At 54.3% G+C, this 25,025-nt stretch carries 29 protein-coding genes, 1 pseudogene and 1 riboswitch; of the genes and pseudogenes, 27 read left to right on the top strand and 3 right to left on the bottom strand.

Annotated features, from left to right (window positions below; genetic code table 11):
- Positions 1-123: 123 nt before the first annotated feature.
- The 6 genes and pseudogenes from tmk to ACESLM_RS12395 all read left to right on the top strand — a co-directional run.
- Positions 124-750, top strand: a pseudogene (gene tmk, locus ACESLM_RS12420) (dTMP kinase); the annotation flags it as partial.
- An 80-nt stretch (positions 751-830) separates the two neighbouring features.
- Complete coding sequence (locus ACESLM_RS12415; RefSeq protein WP_094048682.1) at positions 831-1,160, top strand: cyclic-di-AMP receptor; 330 nt, start codon at positions 831-833, stop codon at positions 1,158-1,160.
- Positions 1,161-1,182: 22 nt separating this feature from the next.
- Positions 1,183-1,626, top strand: a complete 444-nt coding sequence (locus ACESLM_RS12410; RefSeq protein WP_094048680.1) for a YaaR family protein — start codon at positions 1,183-1,185, stop codon at positions 1,624-1,626.
- A gap of 25 nt (positions 1,627-1,651) precedes the next feature.
- Positions 1,652-2,629 (top strand): DNA polymerase III subunit delta', encoded by a 978-nt coding sequence (gene holB, locus ACESLM_RS12405; RefSeq protein ID WP_372631886.1) that lies wholly within the window; start codon positions 1,652-1,654, stop codon positions 2,627-2,629.
- A gap of 2 nt (positions 2,630-2,631) precedes the next feature.
- Positions 2,632-3,432: a PSP1 domain-containing protein gene (locus ACESLM_RS12400; RefSeq protein WP_094048676.1), complete on the top strand. Its 801-nt coding sequence runs from the start codon at positions 2,632-2,634 to the stop codon at positions 3,430-3,432.
- Positions 3,433-3,504: 72 nt separating this feature from the next.
- Positions 3,505-3,858: an initiation-control protein YabA gene (locus tag ACESLM_RS12395; RefSeq protein WP_372631903.1), complete on the top strand. Its 354-nt coding sequence runs from the start codon at positions 3,505-3,507 to the stop codon at positions 3,856-3,858.
- 50 nt (positions 3,859-3,908) lie between these two features.
- Here ACESLM_RS12395 and ACESLM_RS12390 read toward each other — a convergent pair whose 3' ends face one another.
- Positions 3,909-5,375, bottom strand: coding sequence for an ATP-binding protein (locus ACESLM_RS12390; RefSeq protein ID WP_372631885.1), 1,467 nt, complete (start codon positions 5,373-5,375; stop codon positions 3,909-3,911).
- A gap of 571 nt (positions 5,376-5,946) precedes the next feature.
- On the opposite strand from ACESLM_RS12390, the gene ACESLM_RS12385 reads away from it, so the two are divergent.
- From ACESLM_RS12385 to rsmI, 4 genes are all read left to right on the top strand, one after another.
- Entirely contained in the window at positions 5,947-6,363 is a 417-nt protein-coding gene (locus tag ACESLM_RS12385) for a Na-translocating system protein MpsC family protein (protein WP_372631884.1), read from the top strand.
- Positions 6,364-6,521: 158 nt separating this feature from the next.
- Positions 6,522-7,541 (top strand): sodium-dependent bicarbonate transport family permease, encoded by a 1,020-nt coding sequence (locus ACESLM_RS12380; RefSeq protein WP_372631882.1) that lies wholly within the window; start codon positions 6,522-6,524, stop codon positions 7,539-7,541.
- A 270-nt stretch (positions 7,542-7,811) separates the two neighbouring features.
- Entirely contained in the window at positions 7,812-8,636 is an 825-nt protein-coding gene (locus tag ACESLM_RS12375; protein WP_372631881.1) for a tRNA1(Val) (adenine(37)-N6)-methyltransferase, read from the top strand.
- A gap of 104 nt (positions 8,637-8,740) precedes the next feature.
- Positions 8,741-9,598, top strand: coding sequence for a 16S rRNA (cytidine(1402)-2'-O)-methyltransferase (rsmI, locus tag ACESLM_RS12370; RefSeq protein WP_372631902.1), 858 nt, complete (start codon positions 8,741-8,743; stop codon positions 9,596-9,598).
- A gap of 114 nt (positions 9,599-9,712) precedes the next feature.
- Here rsmI and ACESLM_RS12365 read toward each other — a convergent pair whose 3' ends face one another.
- Positions 9,713-9,967 carry an AbrB/MazE/SpoVT family DNA-binding domain-containing protein gene (locus ACESLM_RS12365; protein WP_027086730.1) on the bottom strand — a complete coding sequence of 85 codons (255 nt, stop codon included), beginning with the start codon at positions 9,965-9,967 and terminating at the stop codon, positions 9,713-9,715.
- A gap of 328 nt (positions 9,968-10,295) precedes the next feature.
- Between ACESLM_RS12365 and ACESLM_RS12360 the strand changes: the two genes are divergently transcribed.
- The 15 genes from ACESLM_RS12360 to ACESLM_RS12290 all read left to right on the top strand — a co-directional run bounded on the left by ACESLM_RS12360 (position 10,296) and on the right by ACESLM_RS12290 (position 23,629).
- Complete coding sequence (locus tag ACESLM_RS12360) at positions 10,296-11,588, top strand: HD domain-containing protein (RefSeq protein ID WP_372631880.1); 1,293 nt, start codon at positions 10,296-10,298, stop codon at positions 11,586-11,588.
- 26 nt (positions 11,589-11,614) lie between these two features.
- Entirely contained in the window at positions 11,615-12,391 is a 777-nt protein-coding gene (locus tag ACESLM_RS12355) for a TatD family hydrolase (protein ID WP_372631879.1), read from the top strand.
- A 179-nt stretch (positions 12,392-12,570) separates the two neighbouring features.
- Positions 12,571-12,790: riboswitch (cyclic di-AMP (ydaO/yuaA leader) on the top strand.
- Between the two features lie 282 nt (positions 12,791-13,072).
- A complete protein-coding gene (locus tag ACESLM_RS12350; protein ID WP_372631878.1) occupies positions 13,073-14,230 on the top strand; it encodes a resuscitation-promoting factor in 1,158 nt (385 codons plus the stop codon).
- Positions 14,231-14,566: 336 nt separating this feature from the next.
- Positions 14,567-15,118, top strand: coding sequence for a ribonuclease M5 (rnmV, locus tag ACESLM_RS12345; RefSeq protein ID WP_094048620.1), 552 nt, complete (start codon positions 14,567-14,569; stop codon positions 15,116-15,118).
- A 5-nt stretch (positions 15,119-15,123) separates the two neighbouring features.
- Positions 15,124-15,999 carry a 16S rRNA (adenine(1518)-N(6)/adenine(1519)-N(6))-dimethyltransferase RsmA gene (gene rsmA / locus ACESLM_RS12340; protein ID WP_372631877.1) on the top strand — a complete coding sequence of 292 codons (876 nt, stop codon included), beginning with the start codon at positions 15,124-15,126 and terminating at the stop codon, positions 15,997-15,999.
- A gap of 88 nt (positions 16,000-16,087) precedes the next feature.
- Entirely contained in the window at positions 16,088-16,966 is an 879-nt protein-coding gene (yabG, locus tag ACESLM_RS12335) for a sporulation peptidase YabG (RefSeq protein ID WP_372631876.1), read from the top strand.
- A gap of 150 nt (positions 16,967-17,116) precedes the next feature.
- Entirely contained in the window at positions 17,117-17,392 is a 276-nt protein-coding gene (veg, locus tag ACESLM_RS12330; RefSeq protein WP_094048613.1) for a biofilm formation stimulator Veg, read from the top strand.
- 128 nt (positions 17,393-17,520) lie between these two features.
- On the top strand, positions 17,521-17,703 hold the full coding sequence (locus tag ACESLM_RS12325; RefSeq protein ID WP_094048611.1) for a small, acid-soluble spore protein, alpha/beta type: 183 nt from the start codon (positions 17,521-17,523) through the stop codon (positions 17,701-17,703).
- Positions 17,704-17,855: 152 nt separating this feature from the next.
- Complete coding sequence (ispE, locus tag ACESLM_RS12320; RefSeq protein WP_372631874.1) at positions 17,856-18,713, top strand: 4-(cytidine 5'-diphospho)-2-C-methyl-D-erythritol kinase; 858 nt, start codon at positions 17,856-17,858, stop codon at positions 18,711-18,713.
- 101 nt (positions 18,714-18,814) lie between these two features.
- On the top strand, positions 18,815-19,645 hold the full coding sequence (gene purR / locus ACESLM_RS12315) for a pur operon repressor (protein ID WP_372631873.1): 831 nt from the start codon (positions 18,815-18,817) through the stop codon (positions 19,643-19,645).
- A gap of 4 nt (positions 19,646-19,649) precedes the next feature.
- Positions 19,650-20,048, top strand: coding sequence for a RidA family protein (locus tag ACESLM_RS12310; protein ID WP_372631871.1), 399 nt, complete (start codon positions 19,650-19,652; stop codon positions 20,046-20,048).
- A 109-nt stretch (positions 20,049-20,157) separates the two neighbouring features.
- Positions 20,158-20,442 (top strand): septation regulator SpoVG, encoded by a 285-nt coding sequence (spoVG, locus tag ACESLM_RS12305; RefSeq protein ID WP_035119511.1) that lies wholly within the window; start codon positions 20,158-20,160, stop codon positions 20,440-20,442.
- Between the two features lie 117 nt (positions 20,443-20,559).
- Complete coding sequence (gene glmU, locus ACESLM_RS12300; RefSeq protein ID WP_372631869.1) at positions 20,560-21,957, top strand: bifunctional UDP-N-acetylglucosamine diphosphorylase/glucosamine-1-phosphate N-acetyltransferase GlmU; 1,398 nt, start codon at positions 20,560-20,562, stop codon at positions 21,955-21,957.
- A gap of 16 nt (positions 21,958-21,973) precedes the next feature.
- The gene (locus ACESLM_RS12295) at positions 21,974-22,930 is read left to right on the top strand and encodes a ribose-phosphate diphosphokinase (protein WP_372631868.1); all 957 of its coding nucleotides are present in this window, start codon (positions 21,974-21,976) and stop codon (positions 22,928-22,930) included.
- A gap of 54 nt (positions 22,931-22,984) precedes the next feature.
- Positions 22,985-23,629 carry a 50S ribosomal protein L25 gene (locus ACESLM_RS12290; RefSeq protein WP_372631867.1) on the top strand — a complete coding sequence of 215 codons (645 nt, stop codon included), beginning with the start codon at positions 22,985-22,987 and terminating at the stop codon, positions 23,627-23,629.
- Between the two features lie 90 nt (positions 23,630-23,719).
- Here ACESLM_RS12290 and ACESLM_RS12285 read toward each other — a convergent pair whose 3' ends face one another.
- On the bottom strand, positions 23,720-23,914 hold the full coding sequence (locus ACESLM_RS12285) for a hypothetical protein (RefSeq protein WP_372631901.1): 195 nt from the start codon (positions 23,912-23,914) through the stop codon (positions 23,720-23,722).
- Between the two features lie 125 nt (positions 23,915-24,039).
- On the opposite strand from ACESLM_RS12285, the gene pth reads away from it, so the two are divergent.
- Together pth and fin are read left to right on the top strand one after the other, a co-directional pair.
- Entirely contained in the window at positions 24,040-24,606 is a 567-nt protein-coding gene (pth, locus tag ACESLM_RS12280) for an aminoacyl-tRNA hydrolase (RefSeq protein WP_372631866.1), read from the top strand.
- A gap of 101 nt (positions 24,607-24,707) precedes the next feature.
- A complete protein-coding gene (gene fin, locus ACESLM_RS12275) occupies positions 24,708-24,938 on the top strand; it encodes an anti-sigma-F factor Fin (protein ID WP_094048593.1) in 231 nt (76 codons plus the stop codon).
- The last annotated feature ends 87 nt before the right edge of the window (positions 24,939-25,025 follow it).

The following is a 25,025-nucleotide window of genomic DNA, read 5'->3' as shown; positions in this document are numbered from 1 at the left end:
CTAAACATTAATTCAGTTTCATGGACTATCGAGCTGTCTAATAATATAATGGAACCATATTAAGTAAAAATCCCTGTGTGATAAGGGATTCAGCCGTTTAGACATTTTTGCAAGTCTTTATAAGAAGGCGGGGATGGAGCGGGCAAGACGACGCTGATCACGCGATTGACGGAGAGAATATATAAGGAAACGAAGAAAAGGACGATCAGAACCCGCGAACCGGGGGGAAGCCCGATCGCGGAAGCGATTCGGGGCGTCATTCTGGATACGAAAAACACGAAGATGGAGCCGAGGACGGAAGCGCTGCTCTACGCGGCAGCCCGGAGGCAGCATCTCGCCGAGATCGTCATGCCGGCGCTGGAGCGGGGAAGCATCGTCATCTGCGATCGATTCGTGGACAGCAGCTTGGTGTATCAGGGGCATGCGCGCGGGCTCGGCGTAGACAAGGTTTGGGACATCAATCGTTTCGCCACCGAAGATTGCATGCCCGATCTTACCTTGTACTTGGATCTAGACCCCGAGGTCGGGTTGGCGAGAATCGCGGACAACGAACATCGCGAGGTGAATCGGCTCGATCTGGAGGGACTGGCGTTCCATCGGAAAGTTCGCGAAGGCTATCTGCAGATCGCCGAGAAGTTTCCCGAACGCATCCGCACGCTGGATGCAAGCGAGGAGCCTGCCCTTCTGGCCGAGTCGGCTTGGAAACTGGTGGAGAAATCGCTGACGGAGTCATTTAAAAAAGGATTTTAGCATACCCGTGTCCAATTTAATATAGTAGAAATAAGCAAAAATTCGACAGACCCCTATTACATCTAACAGGAGGCCTGAACATGAAATTACTTATTGCAGTCATTCAGGATAAGGACAGCAACCGGTTGTCCAACGCGTTGATCAAGGAAGGGTTTCGGGCGACCAAGCTGGCCAGTACCGGCGGATTTCTTCGCGCCGGCAATACGACGTTTCTGATCGGGATCGAAGACGATCGGGTGCAGGGCGCGCTGGATGTCATTCGTTCGAGCTGCAAAGTGCGCGACCAGTTGGTTACCCCGGTATCGCCTGTCAGCGGAGCGGCGGATTCCTACATTCCCTTCCCCGTCGAGGTGCAGGTGGGCGGAGCGGCCGTATTCGTGCTTCCGGTCGAAAGGTTCGAACATTTCTAACGGTTGGGCGGTGTGAACGGACATGAAAATCCAACCGGGGCTATATCCCGTCGGCAAGACGATCCAACGCGGAGATTTGCCGGCCAGGCCCGCACAGTCCCAGAGCTTCGGCGATCTGATGCAGCAGCAGGACGAACAGCGGACGCACGAGGAGCTGCAGCGCAAGCTGGAGGACATTCGGATGCAGGGGGATCGGTTGACCCGTTCCATGACGATTCGGGAGCTGGTGCTGTACCGGCAGATGGTCAAGGCGTTCCTGGAGGATACGGTTCGCCGCGGCATTGCCTTGAAGGAGACGAGAGGCTGGGACCGGAGAGGCCGCGGCAAGCGCTACAAGCTGCTCGAAGAAGTCGACGCGATGCTCGTGGGCATGGGCGAAGAACTGCTGCAGAGTGAAGAAGGACGGATCGATTTACTTCAGAAGGTCGGGGAGATTCGCGGCCTTCTGATCAACATTGCATTTTGAGTCTCGACTAAGGAGCTTTCGTTAGATGGGTTTTCAACAGATTGCGGGACAAGACAGGGCGAAATCGCTTCTGCGCAATGCGCTTGCGGCGAACCGGCTTGCGCATGCCTACCTGTTCGCGGGACCGCCCGGTTCGGGACGAATGGAGATGGCGCAAGCGTTCGCGCAGGCGATTTTTTGCGAGAGGGGCGGCGGAGACGCTTGCGGAGAATGTCTGGAATGCCGCAAGGTGCTTCACGGCAACCATCCGGATCTGCACGTCATTCAGCCGGACGGCGCGACCGTCAAGATCGAGCAGATTCGTTCGCTGCAGCGCGAGCTCTCCTATCGCAGCTCCGGAGCGGGCTATAAAGTGTACATCATCCAAGCGGCCGAGACGATGACGGTCCAGGCAGGCAACAGCCTGCTGAAGTTTCTGGAGGAGCCTCCCTCCCCCGTCGTCGCCATCCTGCTTGCACCGAGCGCGCAAGCCGTGCTGCCGACCATTCTGTCGCGGACGCAGCTCGTCCCGTTCGTTCCGGGCGATCGTCAGGCGTTGGAGAATCTTCTCGTACAAGAGGGCAAATCGCCGCTGCTGGCGCGAGCGGCCGTCCACTTGTCGTCCGGGCTTTCGGCCAGCCGGAAATTGGTAGACGAGAATTGGTTTGCAGATATCCGAAACGTAGTGATACAATTAGGCAAGGAGAGTCCGTCCCGGTTCGCCGCCAGCGTGCTTCAAGCACAACAGCAGGTGTTTAAGACGGAGCTCGCCGAACATGTTGACATTTTGCTACAATTGTTAGCTTTGTGGTATAGAGATATGATTTACGCCATGACCGACCGTCACAGCCATATGGTGTTCCCGGATCAGGCGGAATGGATCTCCAAGACGGCTTGGAGCCGTTCGATCGGGTCTTGGGTAACCATCATGGAGTCCGCGTTGACGGCAGCAAGGAGAATTAAAGCTCACGTGGCGCCGCAACTGGCGCTGGAGCAATTTCTGGTGAACGTGCGGGAGGGGTAGATTTGTACGATGTGGTGGGAGTCCGCTTCAAGAAAGCGGGCAAAATCTATTATTTCGATCCCGCCGAGCATCCGGTATCCAAAGATCAGCATGTCATCGTGGAGACGGCACGCGGCGTTGAATACGGCAAAGTCGTCGTCGGCCCGAAGACGGTAGGAGAAGAGGATGTCGTTCTTCCTCTGAAGAAGGTCATCCGAATCGCGGGGGACCCCGACGCCAAGGCCGTCGAGGAGAACCGCAACGCAGCCAAGAACGCATTTACCGTCGGACTGCAGAAAATCAAGGATCACGCGCTCAAGATGAAGCTCGTGGACGTGGAATACACGTTTGACCGGAACAAAATCATTTTCTACTTCACGGCCGAAGGGCGAGTCGATTTCCGGGAGCTCGTGAAGGATTTGGCTGGCGTATTCCGGACCCGCATCGAATTGCGGCAGATCGGGGTGCGCGACGAAGCCAAGATGCTTGGCGGAATAGGGCCGTGCGGGCGAGTGCTGTGCTGCTCCTCGTGGCTGGGGGATTTCGAGCCGGTATCCATCAAGATGGCGAAGGATCAGAATCTGTCGCTGAATCCGACGAAAATCTCCGGTTTGTGCGGCCGATTGATGTGTTGCTTGAAGTACGAGCATGACAACTATGAAAGCGCCAAAGAAGAATTGCCGGCGGTAGGCAAGACGGTCGTGACGTCGCTCGGAGAGGGTAAAGTCGTTGGCATTAACCTCGGTTCCCGAAGCGTGCACGTACAGCTGTTCGAGCTGGGCAAGGTCAAAGAAATGCCCTTCGACGATGTCGTCTTGAAGTGATCGGACCTTCCGAAATGACATAAGCGGATGCCTTGAGGTGGATATCTGTTCATGAAAGACACTTTCCTTCATATGGATGAACTCGAATCGCATTTGGGTAAAGTATATGCCGAATTCGGAGATCTCAAGCTGAAGTTCAAGGAGCTGCTGGAGGAGAACCAGCGGCTGCGAATCGAAAATCAGCAGCTCAGAAAAGTATTGAAGCGGGAAACGGAACCCGTAGCGGTCACCCAGGAAGCGGCGGAAGAACCGGCTGTCGCGAAGGGGAACGCCGAGCAAGCGCCCGCGGCCAGCGCGAGCGTCGGGGAAGGGTACGACAACCTTGCCCGACTGTATCACGAAGGCTTCCATATCTGCAACGTGTACTACGGTCATCTGCGGATGGAAGGCGATTGCTTGTTCTGTTTGTCTTTTTTAAGTAAATAATAGATAAAAGCAACGGGCCTGATCGGCACGTTGCTTTTTTGCGGCTGATCTTATTTTCTTTTTATAGAGTCTAAATACCTTGTATATTCTGCATGACCGAGCAGATACAAGAAAGCAAAGGCAGGGATTTTCGTAATCGGAGTTCTGGTAAAATGGCTCGTGTTGCCGTAATCGGAACTGTTTTTGGTAACGACAATTGCAGCGGCACTTTTCGCATCATTGGCCCACTCTACAATCGCTTCCTTATTAGATAATCCCGTATTTTCGCGATATTTCACCTCAATCAAAATTTTGGATAGGGTTCGATAAGTCACGATGATATCAATTTCTTTGTCTGTTTTCGGATCTCGATAATAACCGACTTGGGTAGTGTCCAAGTAGTTAAAGGAATGGATATGCTTATAGATAGCCGTTTCGATAATCATTCCCATTTCATCCGAATCCGTAAGTACTTCCTCGCCAATCATCAGTACGGCATTTCGAATAGCTGCATCTGCCAAATAAATCTTCGGTTTTGCCTTAAGCACCTTTTTTCCGGTTTGCTCCGTAGGGGGACTGATATAAATCAAATTGGCCTGTTCTAAAAAATCCATGTAATTCGCGACAGTTTGCCTCGAAACGCCGACTTCTTTGGCGATGGTATCTTGAACGACAATATTGCCGCTTATCATACACAGGTAGAGGAAGATTTGTTCCAATTCCGCAACATTTCGAATGGGAAACAGGGAGACCATATCGCGTTTCAGAACCTTGTCCACGACATCCTCTCTAATGATTTTCTGGGCCAAATGGACATCATCCGCAATAGCTACTTCGGGGAAGCCGCCAACCAGCAAGTAGCGATGAAAATACTTTTGCAAAGGCTCTAAACTCATCATAACCTGGGCCAGCTTGGCTGGCTCCAACGAACCTAAAGCGGGTGGGAAAATGTCCTTGGCCAGCTCCGGCTTGGGAATTTCCATGAGATCGATATACTCGTAAAAAGAAAGCGTTGGAATACGGATGGTTGTCCAACGGCCTACGCCGCTCTCTTTTGCTTTTTCGGCAAGTACGGGGCTTGCCGAACCGGTCGCCATGATCCGGAAGCCGGGGTTACGATCGTAAAGCGTCTTTAGCCAAAGATCCCAATCCTGCGCATATTGAATTTCATCGAAGAAGAGGTAGAGTTCGCGCTCATTGGGATTTAAGTTGTTTTGGAAAACCTCGAGTATTCTTCCGATATCGCATAGCTTTAGCATGGGATGGTCGAAGGAAACATACAAAATACTTTTTGAAGGAACTCCCCGTTGTAAGCAGTCCTCAATGGTTTGGTACATGATCGTGGTTTTTCCAACGCGACGAGGACCGGACAAAATAATTTCTCTTCTAATTTGAGGATGCTCGAATATCTTTTTGGCTTCGTAATAAGCCAGTCGTTTGACCGGTTTCGTTAGGTCTGAGGATATTTGGTTTGTGCTCCACCAGTCATTGTATCCTCGAAGCACTTTTAAAATCTTCTCATCCGTAATAAAGTTCATATCCGCACAACTCCTCGAAAAATGTTAATCATACATTACATTATTTCCGGAGAAGTGTAAACTTAAACCGAATTACTGTGTTTCTGAATGGTATTGCTCAATGACTCCGACCATCTCCATATTTAGGGACGTACAAGATTGTCGATAAAAAAAGGATGAGCGTCTATCTCCCAACGTTGGAGGCTGACGGCGGCTTTGCGTCCGTCCGGTCCGATAAACGTATTTTCCGGCGAAGTGGACGGGTTCGTCACCGAACGATTCGACGCATAAGAAGGAATTGGCTATCCTTTCACCAGATCTCGGAGAAGGTCGGGTACGAGAACGTGCGGCACTTTTTCAGTATTTCAAAAAAGTATTGCGGGGTCACTCCGGGGGATTATCGGGCTCGGCAGTGAGGGGGGCCATACATTGACAAAAGACCATCAAAGATATAGTATGATTATAGTTTAATAGCCCGACAGATTTCATAATAAAACCCCATACAAATCATTATTAGCGGCTGAATAATGGGTTATTGTTCAGGTGAAAATAAGGACGATTAGTTGGGATTTAGTTTGAAGTAAATCGGCATATGGCCACCTATATTGGTGAAGCTGTATGCCGTTTTTTATTGGAGGTGAGAGGGTTGACGAAAGGGCGATTGGAATCCGAAATAAGCAAGGCATTAACGCAATGGGAAAAGGACTATTTAGGAAGAGGTTCTGTCACGGTAAAGACGGACATCCTTCGGGATATGGTGATTGTCATGCTTAAAGGAGTTTTGACACAGGCAGAATATAAGCTGGCAGAGACCCGGGAAGGTTTACTATCGGTAAAGAAAATGCGCTCCGATTTAGTGGAATCGGGAATCGAAGAGCTGTCCGATATCATGTTCAAGTTATCGGGAGCCGAGGTTGTTTCGTTTCATACAGATTTAAGCACGAAGACCGGTGAGCGTATTATGGTCTTTCGGCTGGCAAAAGATCTGGAAAGAACTATGATGTCCTAATAAAGGAAACGGGAGATCGTCAAATGACCGTCCTGAATGACGGTTAGTTGAGGATAAACCGGCTGCTTCATGCGGAGCGAAAGATGCCAAGGATGACGGGTATCTTAATCGCAATGCATGAAATAGCCGGTTTTTTATTTCAGAAGAAGGAGTGCGGAATGAACGAGATCATCTTTCAAAATTTACTATCGCCTGTCGTTTTATTTTTCGCGTTGGGATTGATTTCGGTATGGATTAAATCCGACTTGAAGATTCCGTCGGTCGTAGGTGAAGCCTTAAGTATATATCTCCTCATCTCCATAGGTTTGAAGGGGGGACTAGAGTTATCCCATTATTCGCTGGTTACTTTAATAAAGCCCATAGGCGGGGTTTTGTTTCTAGGTTTCGTAATCCCGTTAGTCGTTCTTCCTATCCTTCAATGGATGAAGATCGACCTGCAAAACTCTATTGGTTTGGCGGCCGCATACGGTTCGGTCAGCATAGTCACCTATGGCGCAGCCTTATCCTTTCTTGAGCATAGAGGGGAATCCTACGAAAGCTTCATGAATGCTCTGATTGTAATTATGGAAAGTCCGGCGATCATCCTTTCATTATTTCTACTAAGATGGATAGAGAAGAGCAAAGGGACCGCGGCGGGGGCTTCAAGAGGACTGGGAATCATGGCGGGAGATGCGGCCTTCTGGGTCAAGTTTTTTGACAAAGAGCTGCTTCGAGAAAGTTTATTTGGCAAGAGCGTGCTTCTCCTATTGGGCAGTCTTCTTATTGGATGGATGAGCGGCGATAACGCGATTTCCGTTGTGAAACCCCTGTTTATAGATATGTATAAAGGCGTTTTAATGGTGTTTTTGCTCCACATGGGGATAACTGCCGGACAGAGACTGCCGGAAGTAAGAAAACACGGAATGAAGCTAATCCTGTTTGGTCTATTCATGCCGTTGGGGTGTGGCGTCCTAGGCGTAATAATAGGAGATGTTGTTGGCTTATCGCTCGGCGGGACGGCCTTGATGGGGGTGATGGCCGGCAGCGCATCCTATATTGCGGCACCGGCGGCCCTAAAGACATCCGTGCCGGAAGCCAACCCTTCCATTTACTTGGGAATGGCTCTGGGAATAACGTTCCCCTTAAACCTCATCATCGGAATTCCTTTCTATTTTGCAGCTGCCCATTGGGTTCAGTGAGTACCGAGCCCCCGCATCGCTTAGATGCAGGGGCTCTTTCGTGTACACCCTGCGGATGTTCTCCGCAACGCAGTTGTCGACAACGGCGTTGGCATGAGCCGCGAGCGCCTGGCGGAGGTCCGGTCGAAACGACCAACGGGGAACCCGAAACCGGGTCCTCGATCACCGTTCTGTCGGGCTTGAAGACAACGTGCAAGCCGGTTTGCGATCAAGCGTCGAATCAAGTAAGCTAAGTGTGGCGTAAGTATATAGAAGAGGAGGCACGAGCCTGTGAACGCGGAACGACAGCTTCTGCAGCCCGGGGAACGGCTGGACGATCTCCTTACCCACGATCTGAAAATCATTCAAAGCTCCGAAGTGTTCAGCTTCTCGCTCGATGCGGTGCTGCTTGCTCGATTTGCCGGAGTGCCCCCGAGGGGGCGTATACTTGATCTGTGCACGGGGAACGGCGTTATTCCGATGCTGCTGACGACGAGGACGGCTGCGACGATCGACGGCGTCGAAATTCAGCCCCGCCTTGCAGACATGGCGAGCAGGAGCGTGAAGTTTAATCGCTTGAACGATCGGATACATATTATAGAAGGCGATCTGCGCGAGTGGAAGCCGGAGGGCGAACTGTACGATGCGGTCACGGTGAATCCGCCGTATTTGCCGGTGGCCAGCGGAGACCGCAAAGAAAATATTCATCAGGCGATGGCCCGGCACGAGATCGGCTGCAAGCTGGAGGACGTCGTCGCGGCGTGCGCCAGGAGCGTAAAGGCCGGAGGAAAAGTCGCGATGGTCCACCGCCCGAGCCGGATGGCCGATATGATCGATCTGATGCGCCGTTACCGGATCGAGCCGAAGAGAATTCGCTTCGTGCACCCCCGCAAGGATGCGGAGGCGAATATGATATTAATAGAAGGAACGCGTGACGGAAGGCCCGAAGTCCGTCTGCTGCCGCCGCTGATCGTCTACGAAGAGGACGGGGAGTATACGCAGGAGCTGTTGGCCGTATTTTACGGTCAAGCGGCGGAATTGCCCGACTTTAAGCGAACGAACGGACGCACGCCGGCGGTCAAAAGAAATCGGGAGGGGGAGGAGAAACGGTCGTGAACAAAACAAAGGACAAGCGCGGAGAAAGTCCGGCAACGAGCCCAGTTTCCTCGGAGACGGCAACGGTTCAAAAGAGCTTCGCCGCGCGCGAGAAGCCGGGCACGCTGTATCTGGTGGCGACGCCGATCGGCAACCTGGAGGACATGACGTTTCGCGCGATTCGTACGCTCAAGGAGGTCCAACTGATCGCCGCCGAGGACACGAGGCAGACGCGCAAGCTGCTGACGCACTTCGACATTCAGAATCGGCTTGTCAGCTATCATGAGCATAACCGGGAGGCCAGCGGTCCCGAATTGATTCGGCTGCTTCTGGAAGGCCAGCACGTGGCGCTTGTCAGCGACGCCGGCATTCCCGCAATCTCCGACCCCGGAGAGGATCTGGCGAGGGACGCCGCCGCTGCCGGCATTCCTGTCGTGCCGATTCCGGGCGCGAACGCCGCGTTGTCGGCGCTGATCATCTCCGGCCTGCCGACCGATCGCTTCCTGTTCGTCGGTTTTCCGCCGCGCGAACGCAAGGGCGTGCACAAGCTGCTTGAAGGTTTGGAGGGCGAGAGCGGAACGCTAATCTTATACGAGTCCCCTCATCGGCTCAAGAAAACCGTAGCGGCGATCGGCGAGAGATGGAGCAACCGAAAAATGGCCATCGTTCGCGAGCTGACGAAGAAGCATGAAGAGGTCGTCAGAGGCACGGTCGAGGCTTGTCTGGCGCACATCGAGCAGAACGCTCCGCTCGGGGAATGTTGTATATTAATAGAAGGAACGCGTTCGGAAAACGGAAATCGGGAGGCGAGCGCAGAGCAAGCGGACGCATGGTGGACTTCCGTATCGCTAACGCAGCATGTCGCGCATTATGAGACGGCCGGACAAGCCCGCAAGGATGCGATGAAATCGGCTGCGGCAGATCGGGGAATATCGAAGCGGGACGTCTACCGGGCGCTGCTCGAGGAGAATGGAGACGAGTAGTACCGCAAAGCAAAAAAATTCCCTCCCGAGATCGACATCGGGAGGGGGCAAGGAGTATAAAAAGGTTGGAATTAACAATTATTAGAATACAAATTTTATTATAAACTATTTTCTCTAATTTGTCACAGGGGAAGGTAAATCCTTCAAACATTCTCTGCAAACAATTTTTCCTTTGAAGTAGGTGACGTTCTCCGCGTTGCCGCAGAAGATGCATGCTGGCTCATACTTTTTAAGCATGATGCGCTCGCCGTCCACGTAAATTTCCAGAGCGTCTTTCTCTCCGATGCCAAGCGTGCGGCGCAGCTCGATCGGAATAACCACCCGTCCCAATTCATCGACTTTACGTACGATACCGGTAGATTTCATCATTTGGTAATACCCCTCTCGTAAGATTAAATAAGTACAAAACGAACGTGTAAATCTAGTTATGTCCGTTATCGCCAGTTTTCGACAAAGTTCACTGTTTTCCGTACTCTATCGTACCAACCATTCCCAAAAAAGTCAACCTGAAAGCATGTAGGAATTACTTAAAATCCTGAAATAAAGTCTGAGAATCCTCTCAGTTATGGCGATCTCTCAAAAATAGCGGAATTAGGCGAAGAGAAAATTAAAGGGAAACGATATTCGACAAAATTCGACTTTAATCGATTTTTTGACAAAGACTTTGTCGAAAGCTGACAAATATGAGGTGATGTCCATGTTGACGAAATTACATGAGGAGAAGGTTTTCAAGGACCCTGTGCATCATTCCATCTACGTGCAGGATCTAACCGTCTGGAAGCTCATCAATACGCCGGAGTTCCAGCGACTCCGAAGAATCCGCCAACTAGGCACCTCCTATCTTACGTTTCATGGGGCGGAGCACAGTCGATTTTCCCATTCGCTGGGTGTATATGAAATTACAAGAAAAGTAATTTCTCAGTTTGAGCGTAATGGATACGGCGACTGGCCGCAAGAGGAAAAATTACTCAGTCTTTGTGCTTCTTTGTTGCATGATGTCGGACATGGTCCGTTTTCCCATTCTTTGGAGCAAATATTCGGTACGGATCATGAAGAATGGACCTGCAATGTCGTCTTGGGCGACACGGAGATCAACCGCGTGCTGCGCGAGGTCGACCCCGAATTTCCGAACAAAGTCGCCGCGGTCATCCGCAAGAAGTACGAAAAGCCGATCGTCGTCAGTCTCGTATCGAGTCAGCTGGATGCGGACCGGATGGATTATCTGCTGCGGGATGCTTATTTTACCGGAGTGAACTACGGCACGTTCGATCTGGACCGTATTCTGCGCATGCTGCGCCCGTTCCAGGGAAAAATCGTCGTGAAGGATAGCGGGATGCATGCCGTCGAAGACTACTTGATGTCCAGGTACCAGATGTATTGGCAGGTTTACTTCCATCCCGTCACCCGCAGCTCCGAAATTCTGCTGAGACAAATTTTCCGCAGGGCGAGCGAGCTCTTGTCGTCAGGATACGAGTTCTCCTTTATGCTAGCTCCGATCCGGTCTTTGCTGTCGCGCTCCGTTACGCTGGAACAATATATGAAGCTCGACGAAGCGATGGTGCAGACGGCGTTCGGCCAGTGGTCGGAAGAGCGAGACGAATTGCTGTCGGATCTGTGCCGGCGTTTCCTGAACCGTCAGCTGTACAAGTACGCTCCGCTGACCGGAGAATACAGGGAATGGCTTGATGATGTCCGCAGCCAGTGGCGAAGCATCGGCCTCGATCCTTCCTATCATATGGAAGTCGATACCCCCGAAGATTCTCCCTATGACGTCTACAAGCCGGGAGCGCTTCCGGACGGCAAAGAGAAGCCTCCGATCCTGCTGTTGGACAAGCGCGATCAGTTGACGGAAATCTCGGTCCAATCCGATATTATACGCTCCATTGCGGGCTTGCACCGGGGCAACTATTACATCTATTACCCAGAGGAGCGGCTATTGCCTCACGCTCATCTGCTCAGTCCCGAAACGCGCGCCAGATTGTCTATATAATAGAAGAAAAGAGGATATGAATCGACATGCTTATCGACACCCATGCCCACCTCGATTCACGCAAGTTCGACAACGATCGAGAAGAAATGATTCAACGCGCGCTGGAAGCCGGCGTGGACACGATCGTCAACATCGGATTTAACCGCGAAACGATCCCGACTACGCTGGAGCTGGCGGAGAAATATCCGTTTATTTACGCCGTTGTAGGCTGGCATCCGACCGATGCGGTCGACATGAAGCTGGAAGAAGATCTGGCCTGGATCGAACGGCTGTGCACCACCCATCCGAAAGTCGTCGCGATCGGCGAGATCGGGCTTGATTATTACTGGGACACTTCGCCGAAGGACGTTCAGCACACGGTGTTCCGGGAACAGATTCGGTTGGCGCGACGGATCGGCAAACCGATCGTCATTCACAATCGGGACGCGCACGAGGATATTGTAAAATTGCTGAAAGAGGAGAAGGCTTCGGAGGTCGGAGGGATCATGCACTGCTTCTCCGGAAGCTGGGAGACGGCCAAAATATGCCTGGATATGAATTTCCATATTTCCTTCGGCGGACCGGTCACTTTCAAGAACGCTCGCGTTCCGAAAGAGGTGTTGGAGAGGGTTCCGATGGATCGATTGCTGATCGAAACCGATGCTCCATATTTGACGCCTCACCCCTATCGAGGGAAGCGAAATGAGTCCGCTTACGTGCGTCTGGTCGCCGAGACGGCGGCGGAGATTAAAGGCATTTCTTTGGAGGAACTTGCAGAAATTACAAGCGAAAATGCCCGGCGCTGTTTTGGGATAACGAGATAAACGGAAGAAACGGAAGAAAAACGGACCACTTCGAAGAAAAAACTGACTTTTGTTGCGATTATCGCGCAGGTTCCGATCGTTTTTCCTTAAAAATGGGCAAATTCGTTCAATCGGTCGTCTTTACACCGTTATCGCGCAGAGGTTATGATCTTCATCAGAAAGTTTGAATACGACATTCCTTTTCCAGTGCGCTTAATCTCCCGAACGGGAGAGTGGGGGACCCAACGCGGCGACGATCATGAGGTGAGCGTCCAATGCGGTCCGAGCAATCTTGGGGTGAATACGGCAAGTGCCGGGACGGCGGCTCTATCTGAGTGACGCGTCGGGCATGCAGCCGTTAGGGCGACTCTCTTTGCCCGAATCCGACAGCTAACCCCGCAAGCGTGATAGAGAGAGGTCACCCTCGTGCCGCTACTTTACTTAGCTTAATTCCAATCATGCGGAAGCCACGAACAGATCCTCTGTCTCGATGGCTTTTTGTGTTGCCAGCACAACTGCCTGGGGTAACATGCTCTCATGTGAGTATTCTGAACTGGGGAAGGCGGCGCTTGATCGATCCGGCTGAAATCCGCGAAAATTTCGAGTCCGATCGCCAAGAGTCGTTAACCATTTTGGATTAGTCGCGTCTGACAATATTCATGCATTACAGTCGACGGCGGGGCTATGAAGGAGGAACGAGATATGGGCGCAATTCCTGTACAGGAAACCCATGATCCACGACCGACCGGCAAGCTTTTCGCACTGCGTTGGAAGCATGAGCATTTGCGTGCAGCGCTATTGGCCGCAATTCTCGTTTTTGCCATCACCATCATGTTCGTATCGTTGCTGCAGAAGGCGGCGACCAAGAGCATCACGATTATCGACAACGGCGTTTCGAAGGTGATTTCCACGAAAACGTCGAACGTGCTCGGATTGCTTGAAGAACAGGACATCTATATCGGACCTAACGACCATCTCTCCTTGGCGGCCACGGATCTCTTGAAAGAGGGAAGCCGGCTCGTCATCGACCGGGCGGTAGGCGTCATGATCAAAGCGGATGGCAAACAGCAAATCGCTTATTCGAGCGAAGATACGATTAGGGGAGTCATTGAGTCGTTAAACATCAAGCTGGCCGAGCACGACCGCGTCGTTCCGGAGCTTGGCAGTCCCTTGCGGGAAGGAATGACCGTGTCGGTCGTCCGCGTGCGCAAAGAGGTTACAGAGACCCAGCGCCCGATCGCCTTCAAGGTTGTGGAGCAGAAGAGCGCGGAGCTTGAAGAAGGCAAGACGAAGGTCGTTACCGAAGGTCAAAAAGGCGTAGTCGTCTACAAAACCGAGAAGGTGTACGAAGACGGCAAGCTGATCAGCCAGGAAATGATCGAGAAGACGATCGCCAAGCCGGCCGTGCAGCAGGTCGTCGCGATCGGAACGAAGAAGAAGGCCGAAGTGGCTCTGGCGTCGTACAATGGACCGCCGACAGCCGCGGAAGCGAAGGTCGTCAAGCTGAACGGCAAGAGCGTCAAAGTGAAACGGATGCTGAGCAACGTAACGTTGACCGCGTATTCCGCGGACTTCGCTTCCACGGGCAAGAGCAAGGGGGACGAAGGCTACGGAGTTACCCGTTCGGGAACGACCGTGAAGGAAGGCCGTACGATCGCCGTCGACCCGAGAGTCATTCCTCTGGGCTGGTGGGTCTACATCGAAGGCATCGGCTTCCGCCGGGCGGAAGATACGGGCAGCGCCGTCAAGGGCAAGAAGATCGATATTTACTACGACAGCGAATCGTATGCCAACAAGTTCGGATTGAAACGCGGGTATACGGTATACGTGATCGGGCCGGTCAAACCGTCCTCGGATTAGTCGCGTCGGTCGGCTGCGATGCAATAGAGCTTTACGTCGGGAAGAGCCTCTTGGGGCTTCTTCCCGATTTTTGCGTTGCGCGGGCTAGGGGCGTGTATGCAAACCCGCTCAGGGGCATCTATCACCGCCTTTTCGCCCCCTGCTTCGTCACTTTTGCTTGACGTACCCCCGGTACGCCTTCACAAAAGTTCCTTGCATGGAACAAAAATTCGGCCATATCTGCTACCCTCGGAGTATGCATACACGCCCTAGAGGGCCGACCATCCGGACTTGCCCTCTTCCGCGATCTCGTATACGCTTGAAGGAATGCGCGGAGTAAAGGCGGAATGAAAACGAATGATTCGAGAAATGATTGTCGTGGAGGGCAAGGACGATACGACGGCGGTTAAGCGGGCCGTAGGCGCCGACACAATCGAGACCGGAGGCTCGGCAATCGGGGAAGACGTGCTCGTGCGGATCGAGCTTGCGCAAGCCCGCAGAGGGGTGATCGTGCTGACCGATCCGGACTCTCCGGGGGAACGCATCCGCAAGATCGTCTCCGAGCGCGTGCCGGGGTGCAAGCATGCCTTCCTGACGAAGGACGAGGCGCGCGGGCGCAGGGGCATCGGCGTAGAGCATGCGTCCGATGAGGCGATCCGCCGCGCGTTGGACCGGGTTCGCGGGCCGGAGACGGATACGGACGAGCCTGCGGAGATCGAATGGAACGACTTGCTCGAAGCCGGACTCATCGTTCATGCCGCGTCCGCAAGCCGCAGGGAGCGGATGGGAGAAATTCTGGGCATCGGCTACGCGAACGGCAAACAATTTTATAAGAGATGTCTCATGTTCCGGATTACGAAGGCCGAGTTTCAGGCGGCGCTGGAACAGTTGGAGCGGGAAGGACGATAATCAGCATGCACGACATCGCCACATCGAACCGGACGCGCGAAATTATTCGCAAGCACGGGTTTACGTTCAAGAAGAGTCTCGGGCAGAACTTCCTGATCGACGGGAATGTGCTCGACCGGATCATCGCCGCGGCGGAATTGGACGGAACCCGCGGAGCGCTGGAGGTCGGCCCGGGAATCGGCTCGCTGACGGAGAGGCTTGCCAAGGCCGCGGGCAAGGTCGCCGCGGTGGAGATCGACCGGCGTCTCATTCCGATCCTGAAGGACGTCATGGCCCCTTACGAGCGCGTGAGCATCGTCCACAGCGATATTCTGAAGACCGACTTGCACGCTCTCTGGCAGGAGCAATTCGCGGGCCTGGCCGGCGTCAGCGTCGTCGCCAACCTTCCGTATTACGTGACGACGCCGATTATCATGAAGCTGCTGGAGGACAAGCTGCCGATCGAGAACATCGTCGTCATGGTGCAGAAGGAAGTCGCCTTAAGAATGTCCGCCAAGCCGGGAGGCAAGGATTACGGCAGCTTGAGCATCGCCGTCCAATACTACTGCGAGCCCGAGCTGGTATGCGTCGTGCCAGGCAAGGCTTTCATCCCCGAGCCGAACGTGGACTCGGCGGTCATCAAGCTGAAGCGCCGACCGGAGCCTGCCGTTCGCGTTGCGGACGAGGAGAAGTTCTTCCGCGTCGTTCAGACTTCGTTCGCGCAGCGCCGCAAGACGTTGGCGAACAATTTGTCCGCCTTCTCGGGCAAGGACCGCAAAGCCGAGCTGGGAGATCTGCTTCGGGAGATCGGCATTCAGCCGGAGCGGCGTGCGGAGACGCTGTCTCTGGAGGAGTTCGCCTCCGTGTGCGAAGCGCTGACCCGCAGCGGCATGCTCGGATAAAAACGTCCCGTCGGCGCGAATCCCGTTCCCCCGGACGCGCACCCATCGTCTCATGACTCCATAGGATAGACGGAGAGGTGAGTGGCCCATGAAGCAGGGGGATCTAGTCGTACGGAAATCCTATGGCGGAGACGTGTTATTCCGGGTCGCGGCGTTCGCCGCTCGGCAAGCCGTGCTCAGAGGGACGGATTATCGCTTGCTGGCGGATGCGCCGATCGAGGATCTTCAAACGGTACGAAACCCGGACGAGCTCGGAGGGACGCGCCAAGCGCGTATTAAAGCGAACGAATCGCTGCGCAAGATCAGCGAGGAACGAAGCCGACAGTTCAGCCGCATCGGGTTTATGGGAGCGCTGGACGACCGGAGGCAGCCGTTCTTCGAAATGCCGGGCAAAGTGCTTCATCTGGACGGCGACCCGAATTATCTGAAGAAGAGCATGCAGGTATACGCGCAGCTGAAGGTGCCCGCGGAAGGCGTTCATTGCCATGAATCGCAGATGCCGCACATGCTGCTGCGCATGCTTCCCCAAGTCCATCCGGATATCGTCGTCATCACAGGCCATGACGGCGTCCTGAAGCAGCGGCAGGACCTGCAGCAGCTCAGTAGCTACAAGAACTCCTTGAACTTCGTGCACGCCGTGAACGTCGCCAGGGATTACGAGCGCAGTCGGGACTCTCTGGTCGTCGTCGCGGGCGCATGCCAATCCCATTTCGAGGCGCTGCTTCAGGCGGGAGCGAATTTCGCCAGCTCTCCCGGCCGCATCATGATCCATGCGCTCGATCCCGTCTATGTGGCCGTACGCGCGGCGTTCACGCCGTTCCGCGACACGATCAACATTACGGATGTCATCGCGCATACGATCAGCGGCAAGCAGGGCGTAGGGGGCATCGAGACGATGGGGCGTTACCGGATAGGCGTCCCGAATTTGAAAGCAGCCAGTTCTGAACAAAATGTGAACATTTTGTGACGGAAATGAAGGATCTTTTAAAAAAACCGGATAATCTCAAGGAAAATGACCGTTGACAGTAAATCCGCATCGTTGATATAATATTTTGATTCATTTGACACCTCCCCTGTTTTTAGATATAATTTACAGGGAAAGAGGTGGTAGTGGATCATGGCTAAAAACACGCTTCTCGATATCAAGCGAAGCCTGGAGCCTCACGTCGGTTCCAAAATCATGCTCCGCGCCAACGGTGGACGACGCAAAACCATCGAACGCACGGGGGTTCTGGAAGAAATCTACCCATCGGTTTTCATTGTCAAGCTGGACCAGGAGCAGCACACGTTCAAGCGGGTTTCGTACAGCTACGCCGATATTTTGACCGAATCCGTTGAAGTGATGCTGTGCAATGACGACGGTCAGGTTCGCATCAATTATTTGTCGCATTAGACGGTTGAATAGTACGGGCAGCACCGCGCCGATCCGAAGGCGCCGTGCTGCCCGTTTTGCATGCCTGCGGAACATCCGAGGCATTCTAATCTTGAACGTCCCAAGACATCGAGAGCAGGAGGCGTACGATGAGCAGAAGAAGAAGCGTCATGTCGGAGCAATTCAAAGCGGAGTTGGCGAAGGACCTGGGCATCTACGACAAGGTTCAGCGAGAAGGATGGGGCGGCATCAGCACGAAGGACGCCGGCAATATGGTGAAACGCGCCATTCAGATCGCCGAGCAGGCGGCGTCCAGAGCGCCGAGATCCTGACGGCGGACGAACCAAGAGGGCGGATTCCCGCGGGTCGCGAGAATTCGACCTCTTTTCGCATTTGCGAGCATCCTTTGCTATAATGATGTAAAAGTTTTCTTGGTTGGGAGCAAGCCTACATACAGGTATCGTCCGGAAGTTGGTGAAGAACGTTGTCTAAAATTTATGAGAAAGCGCCGGCCAAAATCAACCTCGTGCTGGACGTGCTGCGCAAGCGGGAAGACGGCTTCCACGAAGTGGAGATGATCATGACGATGGTCGATCTGGCCGATCGTCTGGAGATGGAGGAGCTTCCCCGCGATCAGATCGTGCTGTCTAGCCAGGCGGGGTTTATTCCCCTCGACGAGAAGAACCTGGCCTTCCAGGCGGCGAGGCTGATCAAGGAGCGATACGGAGTCAGGCGCGGCGTATACATTCATCTGGACAAGCAGATTCCGGTGGCGGCCGGACTGGCGGGCGGCAGCAGCGACGCGGCGGCGACGCTGAAAGGGTTGAACCGGCTGTGGAATCTGGAGCTGCCTACGAAGGAGCTGGAGGAGCTGGGCGCCGAACTCGGCTCGGACGTTCCGTTCTGCATTCGCGGAGGCACCGCGCTGGCCAGAGGAAGAGGAGAGAAGCTGGAGACGGTGTCTCCCCCTCCGCAATGCTGGGTCATTCTGGCGAAGCCCCCGATCAACGTGTCCACGGCCGACGTGTACGGCAAGTTCCGCGTGAACGAGGTGAAGGAGCATCCTTCGATTCCGCGCATGCTGGACGCTCTGTCGCGGCAGTCGTTCCAGGACATGTGCGCGTCGCTGGGCAACGTGCTGGAGAACGTCACGCTGAATCGTTATCCGGAGGTCAGGCAGATCAAGGACTGCATGGTCAAATCGGGAGCCGACGGGGTGCTCATGTCCGGAAGCGGGCCGACCGTCTTCGGTCTCGTGTCCAAGGAAGTGAAGGTCGCACGCGTCTATAATGCGCTGCGCGGGTTCTGCAAAGAGGTATATGTGGTAAGAATGTTGACATAGTAAGAGACCGTTAGGCTCTGTCTCTCGTTTCTGTTGAACAAAACCGTATAAAGGTGTTATGATACTGGTAAAATATTCGGATTTGGACGGGAGAGGGGAACGTGAAGAAATTGAAACGCAGCGCCAGGCTCGTAGAGATGACGCAGTATTTATTGGCCCGTCCCCATACGTTAATTTCCCTGACAGCATTCGCCGAACGGTATCAGTCGGCTAAATCCTCGATCAGCGAGGATCTGGCCATCATCAAAGAAGTGTTCGAGGACGAAGGAATCGGGGAACTGAACACATTGGCCGGCGCGGCCGGCGGCGTCCGGTTCGTGCCGAAGTGCCGCAAGGACCAAGCGCTTGAGAGAATCGGATCGATCTGCCGCGAGCTCGAACAGCCGGATCGGCTGCTGCCGGGCGGTTATTTGTATATGACCGATTTGCTGGGTCAACCGGCGATGATGCAAGAGGTAGGCCGAATGTTCGCGACGGCGTTCGCGGACCGGAATATCGACGTGATTATGACCGTCGAGACGAAGGGGATTCCGCTAGCTCATGCCACCGCGCAGTACTTGAATCTGCCCGTCGTCATCGTGCGGCGGGATCATAAGGTGACGGAAGGCTCCGCGGTCAGCATCAACTACGTCTCGGGCTCGACGAAGCGCATTCAGACGATGTCGCTGGCGCGCCGGGCGCTTAAGGAAGAATCCAGGGTTCTCATTATAGACGACTTCATGAAGGCGGGCGGAACGATCCAGGGCATGGTCGATCTGCTGTACGAATTCCGCGCGGTCGTCGCCGGAGTCGGCGTATTCGTGGAATCCGGAGAGGTCGACAGCGAGGAACGGCTGCTTCATGATTACGTATCGTTGGCGAGTCTGTCCGAGGTAGATCTGAAGACTCGGCAAATCAAAGTCCAACCGGGCAACTTTTTTCTAGGAGGATGACATCATGACTTTGAAAATCGTCTCCACATCCGAAGCTCCAGCCGCAATCGGCCCTTACGCGCAAGCGGTTCGGACGGGCAACCTGCTGTATACGTCAGGTCAAATTCCGCTCACTCCCGCGGGCGAGCTCGTACTCGGAACCATTCAAGAGCAGACCCACCAGGTGCTGACCAACTTGAAAGCGGTTCTGGCCGCCGAGGGCGCCGACCTCCGGAATGTGATCAAAACGACCGTGTTTCTGAAGGACATGAATCAATTCGCGGAGTTCAACGAAGTGTACGCTTCGTACTTCGGAACGCACACTCCGGCCCGTTCGACCGTTGAAGTGGCACGGCTGCCGAAGGATGTTCTTGTCGAAATAGAATTGATCGCGGCGATATCTGTCGAAACTGTCAGGAATTAAAAAATTATTTGATTTTTAGCAGGAGTTTTTCCATATTTAAGAAGGAATTTGCGTTGCTTTGTGGAATATTACACCAAGTCTTTCTGAGGGACAAAGGTGGTGAACACAAGTGCAAATTACAGACGTGAGACTCCGCCGTGTCAATTCGGAGGGGCGCATGAAAGCCATTGCTTCGATCACGATCGATAACGAATTCGTCGTCCACGACATTCGCGTTATCGACGGCAACAATGGCATGTTCGTCGCTATGCCGAGTAAACGGACACCGGATGGAGAGTTTCGGGATATTGCCCATCCCATTTCTTCCGGAACGCGCGAGAAGATCCAAGCCGCAGTACTGGCGGAATACGAACGGGCAGCGCAAGACGAAGAAGTCATGGTAGAAGGGGCATAATGATGAAATATTGAGGAGAGAGCCTGGACAGGCTCTCTTTTCATTTACACCTGAATAAGCTATGATTCTGATGATAGATAAGGTTTACCGGAGCGACAGAAAGGGGTCTGTGCATTAATGAACAAAATGGCGATCATCCTTGCCGCGGGGCAAGGCAAGAGAATGAAATCCAAACTATATAAAGTGCTGCATCCCGTATGCGGCAAGCCCATGGTCGGTCATGTGCTTGACGCGGTTCGGAACGCCGAGTGCGACAGAACGGTCGTCGTCGTCGGGCATGGCGCGGAAGACGTGAAGACGGCGTTGGGGGAATCGGTCGAGTACGCCTTGCAGGCGGAACAGCTCGGCACGGGCCACGCGGTACAGCAGGCCGAAGCGCTGCTCGGACAGGAAGACGGCGTTACCGTCGTCACTTACGGCGATACGCCGCTCGTGACGGCGGATACGATCAAGGAATTGATTGCGCATCACGTTCGGGAAGGCGCGGCGGCGACGGTGCTGACGGCGGATGTCGCCGAACCCTTAGGGCTGGGCCGGATCATTCGCGGCGAAGACGGAAGCGTCCTTGGAATCGTCGAGCAGAAGGATTGTTCTCCGGAGCAGGCGGCGATCCGGGAGATCAACACGGGAACGTATTGCTTCGACAACCGCAAGCTGTTCTCGGCTCTCTCGGACGTGACGAACGATAATTCCCAAGGCGAATACTATGCGACCGACGTCATCGGCATTCTGCGGGGCCGCGGCGAACGGATTTCGGCCAGCAAGTGCAAGAATCCGGCGGAGGCGACGGGAGTTAACGACCGGATCGCTCTCGGAGAAGCCGAACGTCTTATGAGACAAAGAATTAATGAGGCCCATCAGGCGAATGGCGTGACTATAATCGATGCGGCGAATACGTATATTGAAGCGGGCGTTACGATCGGCGCGGATACGGTTATTTATCCCGGAACGTTTCTTCGCGGCGCGACTTCGATCGGTTCCGATTGCGCAATCGGGCCGTCGGCAGACTTGACGGATACAACCGTCGGAGACGGCGCGACGATTCGTCAGACGGTGGCCGAAGACGCGGAAGTGGCCGAAGGCTGCAACGTCGGTCCGTTCGCTTATTTGCGGCCGGGAACGAAGCTGGGGCGTCGCGTGAAGGTCGGGGATTTCGTCGAGATCAAGAACGCCACGATCGGGGACGAGAGCAAGGTGCCGCATCTGAGCTACGTCGGCGACGCTATCGTCGGCTCGGGCGTAAATATCGGCTGCGGGGCGATTACGGCGAATTACGACGGGTATAATAAATCAATGACCGAGATCGGAGACAATGCGTTCATCGGCAGCAATGCCAATCTGATCGCCCCGGTCAAGATCGGCAGCGGCGCATACGTGGTTGCCGGTTCCACGATTACGAACAACGTGGCGGACAATGATCTGGCCATTGCCCGCGAGCGTCAAGTCAACAAGCCGGGCTACGCGGACAAGATTCGCGCCCGCGCCCGGGCCAAGAAGAATCAAGAAACCGAATAACGAAGGCGGTAATACGATGGCCTATTCGGATCCAACGTTAAAGCTCTTCTCATGCAGCTCGAATCCCGAGCTGGCGCGCTCGATCGCCCGCTATATCGGCGTCGAGCTGGGGAACGTGACGATGAGCCGGTTCAGCGACGGGGAGATCCACATCCAGCTGGACGACAGCGTGAGAGGGAGCGACGTGTACGTCGTGCAATCGACTTCGGCGCCGGTCAACGATCACTTGATCGAGCTGCTCGTCACGGTCGATGCGCTTAAGCGGGCGTCGGCCAAGACGATCAATGTCGTCATGCCGTATTACGGGTACGCCCGTCAAGACCGGAAGGCCCGTTCCCGCGATCCGATTACCGCCAAGCTGGTGGCCAATCTGATCGAGACGGCGGGGGCTCATCGGGTCATTGCCATGGACCTGCACGCGATGCAGATCCAGGGTTTCTTCGATATCCCCGTCGATCATCTGCTCGGGGTGCCGATTCTGGGGGATTATTTTCACGAGAAGAAGCTTGAATCGCCTGTCGTCGTCTCTCCGGACCACGGAGGGGTCGTTCGCGCTCGTCGTCTGGCGGACTCCCTCCAGGCGCCGTTGGCGATTATCGACAAGCGCAGGCCCGAACCCGGCGTCGTAGAGGTGATGAACATCATCGGAGACGTTGAGGGAAGGACGGCGATTCTGATCGACGACATTATCGATACGGCGGGTACGATCGCTCTGGCCGCCAACGCGCTGAAGAAAGCCGGCGCCGGGGACATCTACGCGTGCTGCACGCATCCCGTGCTGTCAGGACCGGCGATAGAGCGGCTGGAAGCTTCTCCGCTCGTCGAGATTGTGGTGACGGATACGATACCGCTTAGACAGCCTTGCGGCACAGAGAAGGTCAAGGTGCTGTCCGTGGCTCCGCTGATCGCGGAAGCCATCGTCCGGGTGCACGAGCAGCAGTCGCTCAGCTCGTTGTTCGAGCCGCATGTTTAACGAGCGCCTCCCTGGGGTACAACAAGGATATACCTAGCAGGGGAGGAATCCGATATGAGTGCCGCGCTTCAAGTTCAACTGCGCGAAGCTTCGACCAAAGGCGAGTTAAGGCGCATACGCGCTTCAGGAGGAGTTCCCGGAGTGGTGTACGGCAGAGGGTTGGCAACTCCTTCTAAGATCGCGGTCGACGCGAAAGCCGTGGCGGACATGCTGAAGGGCAATCCGTACGCGGTCATCGACATGGATATTCCGGGAGCGGGCAAGCAGCCGGTGATGCTGTCGGAGCTGCAGAGAGACCCGATCTCCCGGCAAGTGATGCATATCGATTTCCGCCGCATCGACATGAACGAGAAGATTACGACGTCGGCGCGCCTCGACTTCACCGGAGTATCTCCCGGAGAGAAGGAAGGCGGCATGCTGCAGCTCGTGCTTCACGAGATCGACATCGAATGTTATCCGAAGGATATTCCCGATGTCATCTCGGCGGATGTCGGCGGGCTTGGAATGGGCGAGCATCTGATGATCGGAGATTTGTCGCTGCCGTCCGGCGTGACGGCGACACAGGACCCGGAGACGATCATCGTCGCCGTTCTGGCGCCGCAGAAGGAGCGTTCCGAGGAGGAAGTCGAGGCTCTTAACGACGAGGCCGAGGAAGATCGCAAGCATGCGGAAGCCGCGTTGGCGGTGGAGAAGGATTAAGTTCGGAGCGCACGCAAAAAGGCCCCGCTCTCGCGAGAGCGGGGCCTTTTTGACGATCAAGGAAAGAATAGCCGACGGAACCGCGGCCGATCAATATCCGGGACGAGATACGAAGGTAAATTGCTTGCGGTTGTAGAAAATACTGTTGACCTGAACGAATTCTTTGCCATAATATTCGATGAAACCGATGTCGCTGTGCCGCCGTCCGCAATAGATCTGAACCGGAACCTGAGAAGACATGTGATCCAGGAAATGCTGATCGTCATAGATCATCTGCCCGTTCATGTACACGTCAATTCACCCCTCTCTCTGGAATCTGTAATGAATAGGACACGCGAGAAATTGCAATCGTTGCATCGGCTGTCGATTTTTTTGACGAAATTGTTCGGACTGGGAGGATGAATATCGTTATGCGTTGGATTGTCGGATTAGGAAATCCCGGAGCCGCTTACGCGAATACGCGGCATAATGCCGGATTTATGGTCGTCGACGAGCTGGCCCGGAGACTGAACGCGGACGTCGGCACGCAGAAGTTCAGGGCCTTGGTGGGCGAGACGAGAGTCGGCGATGCGAAGGTCGCGCTCATTAAGCCGATGACCTATATGAATCTGTCGGGCGAGTCGTTAAGAGCCTTCATGGACTTCTACAAGGCGAAGCTGGAAGACCTGATCGTCGTCTACGACGACCTGGACACCGAAGTGGGCCGAATCCGGCTCAGGTATCAAGGCAGCCCCGGCGGACACAACGGGATCAAGTCGATCATTCAGCATGTGGGCACGCAGACGTTCAACCGGGTTCGCGTCGGCATCTCCAGGCCGGAGCCGGGAATGGTCATCTCCGATTACGTGCTGTCGGGCTTCGCGAAGTCGGAGAAGGAAGCGCTGCAGCGTTCGGTTGAAGAGGCCTGCGACGCGATCGAATACGCTCTGGCGCATACGTTCGAACAGACAATGGCAAAATTTAACTCGAAAGGCTAAAGCGGATTTTATCTTGCCGAATCGTTAAAAATGGCTGCTTGCGGGAATACTGGATAGAGATGCGGAGGATGCCGCATATGCTCACTCCAGGAGGCATAGCTATGACTGTGAACTATATTTGCCGCCATTGCGGCATGTCGCTAGGAAGCTTCAATCATTCGGAGGTGGGCGAATACCGGCTGGGCCTGCAATTCTTGACCCCCGAAGAGCGAAAGCGTATAATAGCGTATAATTCCAACGGGGACGTGACCGTACGGGTAATCTGCGATTATTGCAGCCAGACGCTGGATGCGAATCCCGAGCTTGCGCTGCTGTCCAATCCGTTGCAATAAGCGCCGAAAGCATCACGTTCCGACATCCTCAAGGAGTCCTTGGCATGTGCCGGGGCTTTTTTCTTGATTTCCTAGGCGCGATTTGAG

The sequence above is a fragment of the Cohnella sp. genome (assembly GCF_041641335.1).
GTDB lineage: Bacteria > Bacillota > Bacilli > Paenibacillales > Paenibacillaceae > Cohnella.
Note: the sequence above shows the minus strand (reverse complement) of the source record. Positions and strands in the feature narration are given on the sequence as shown.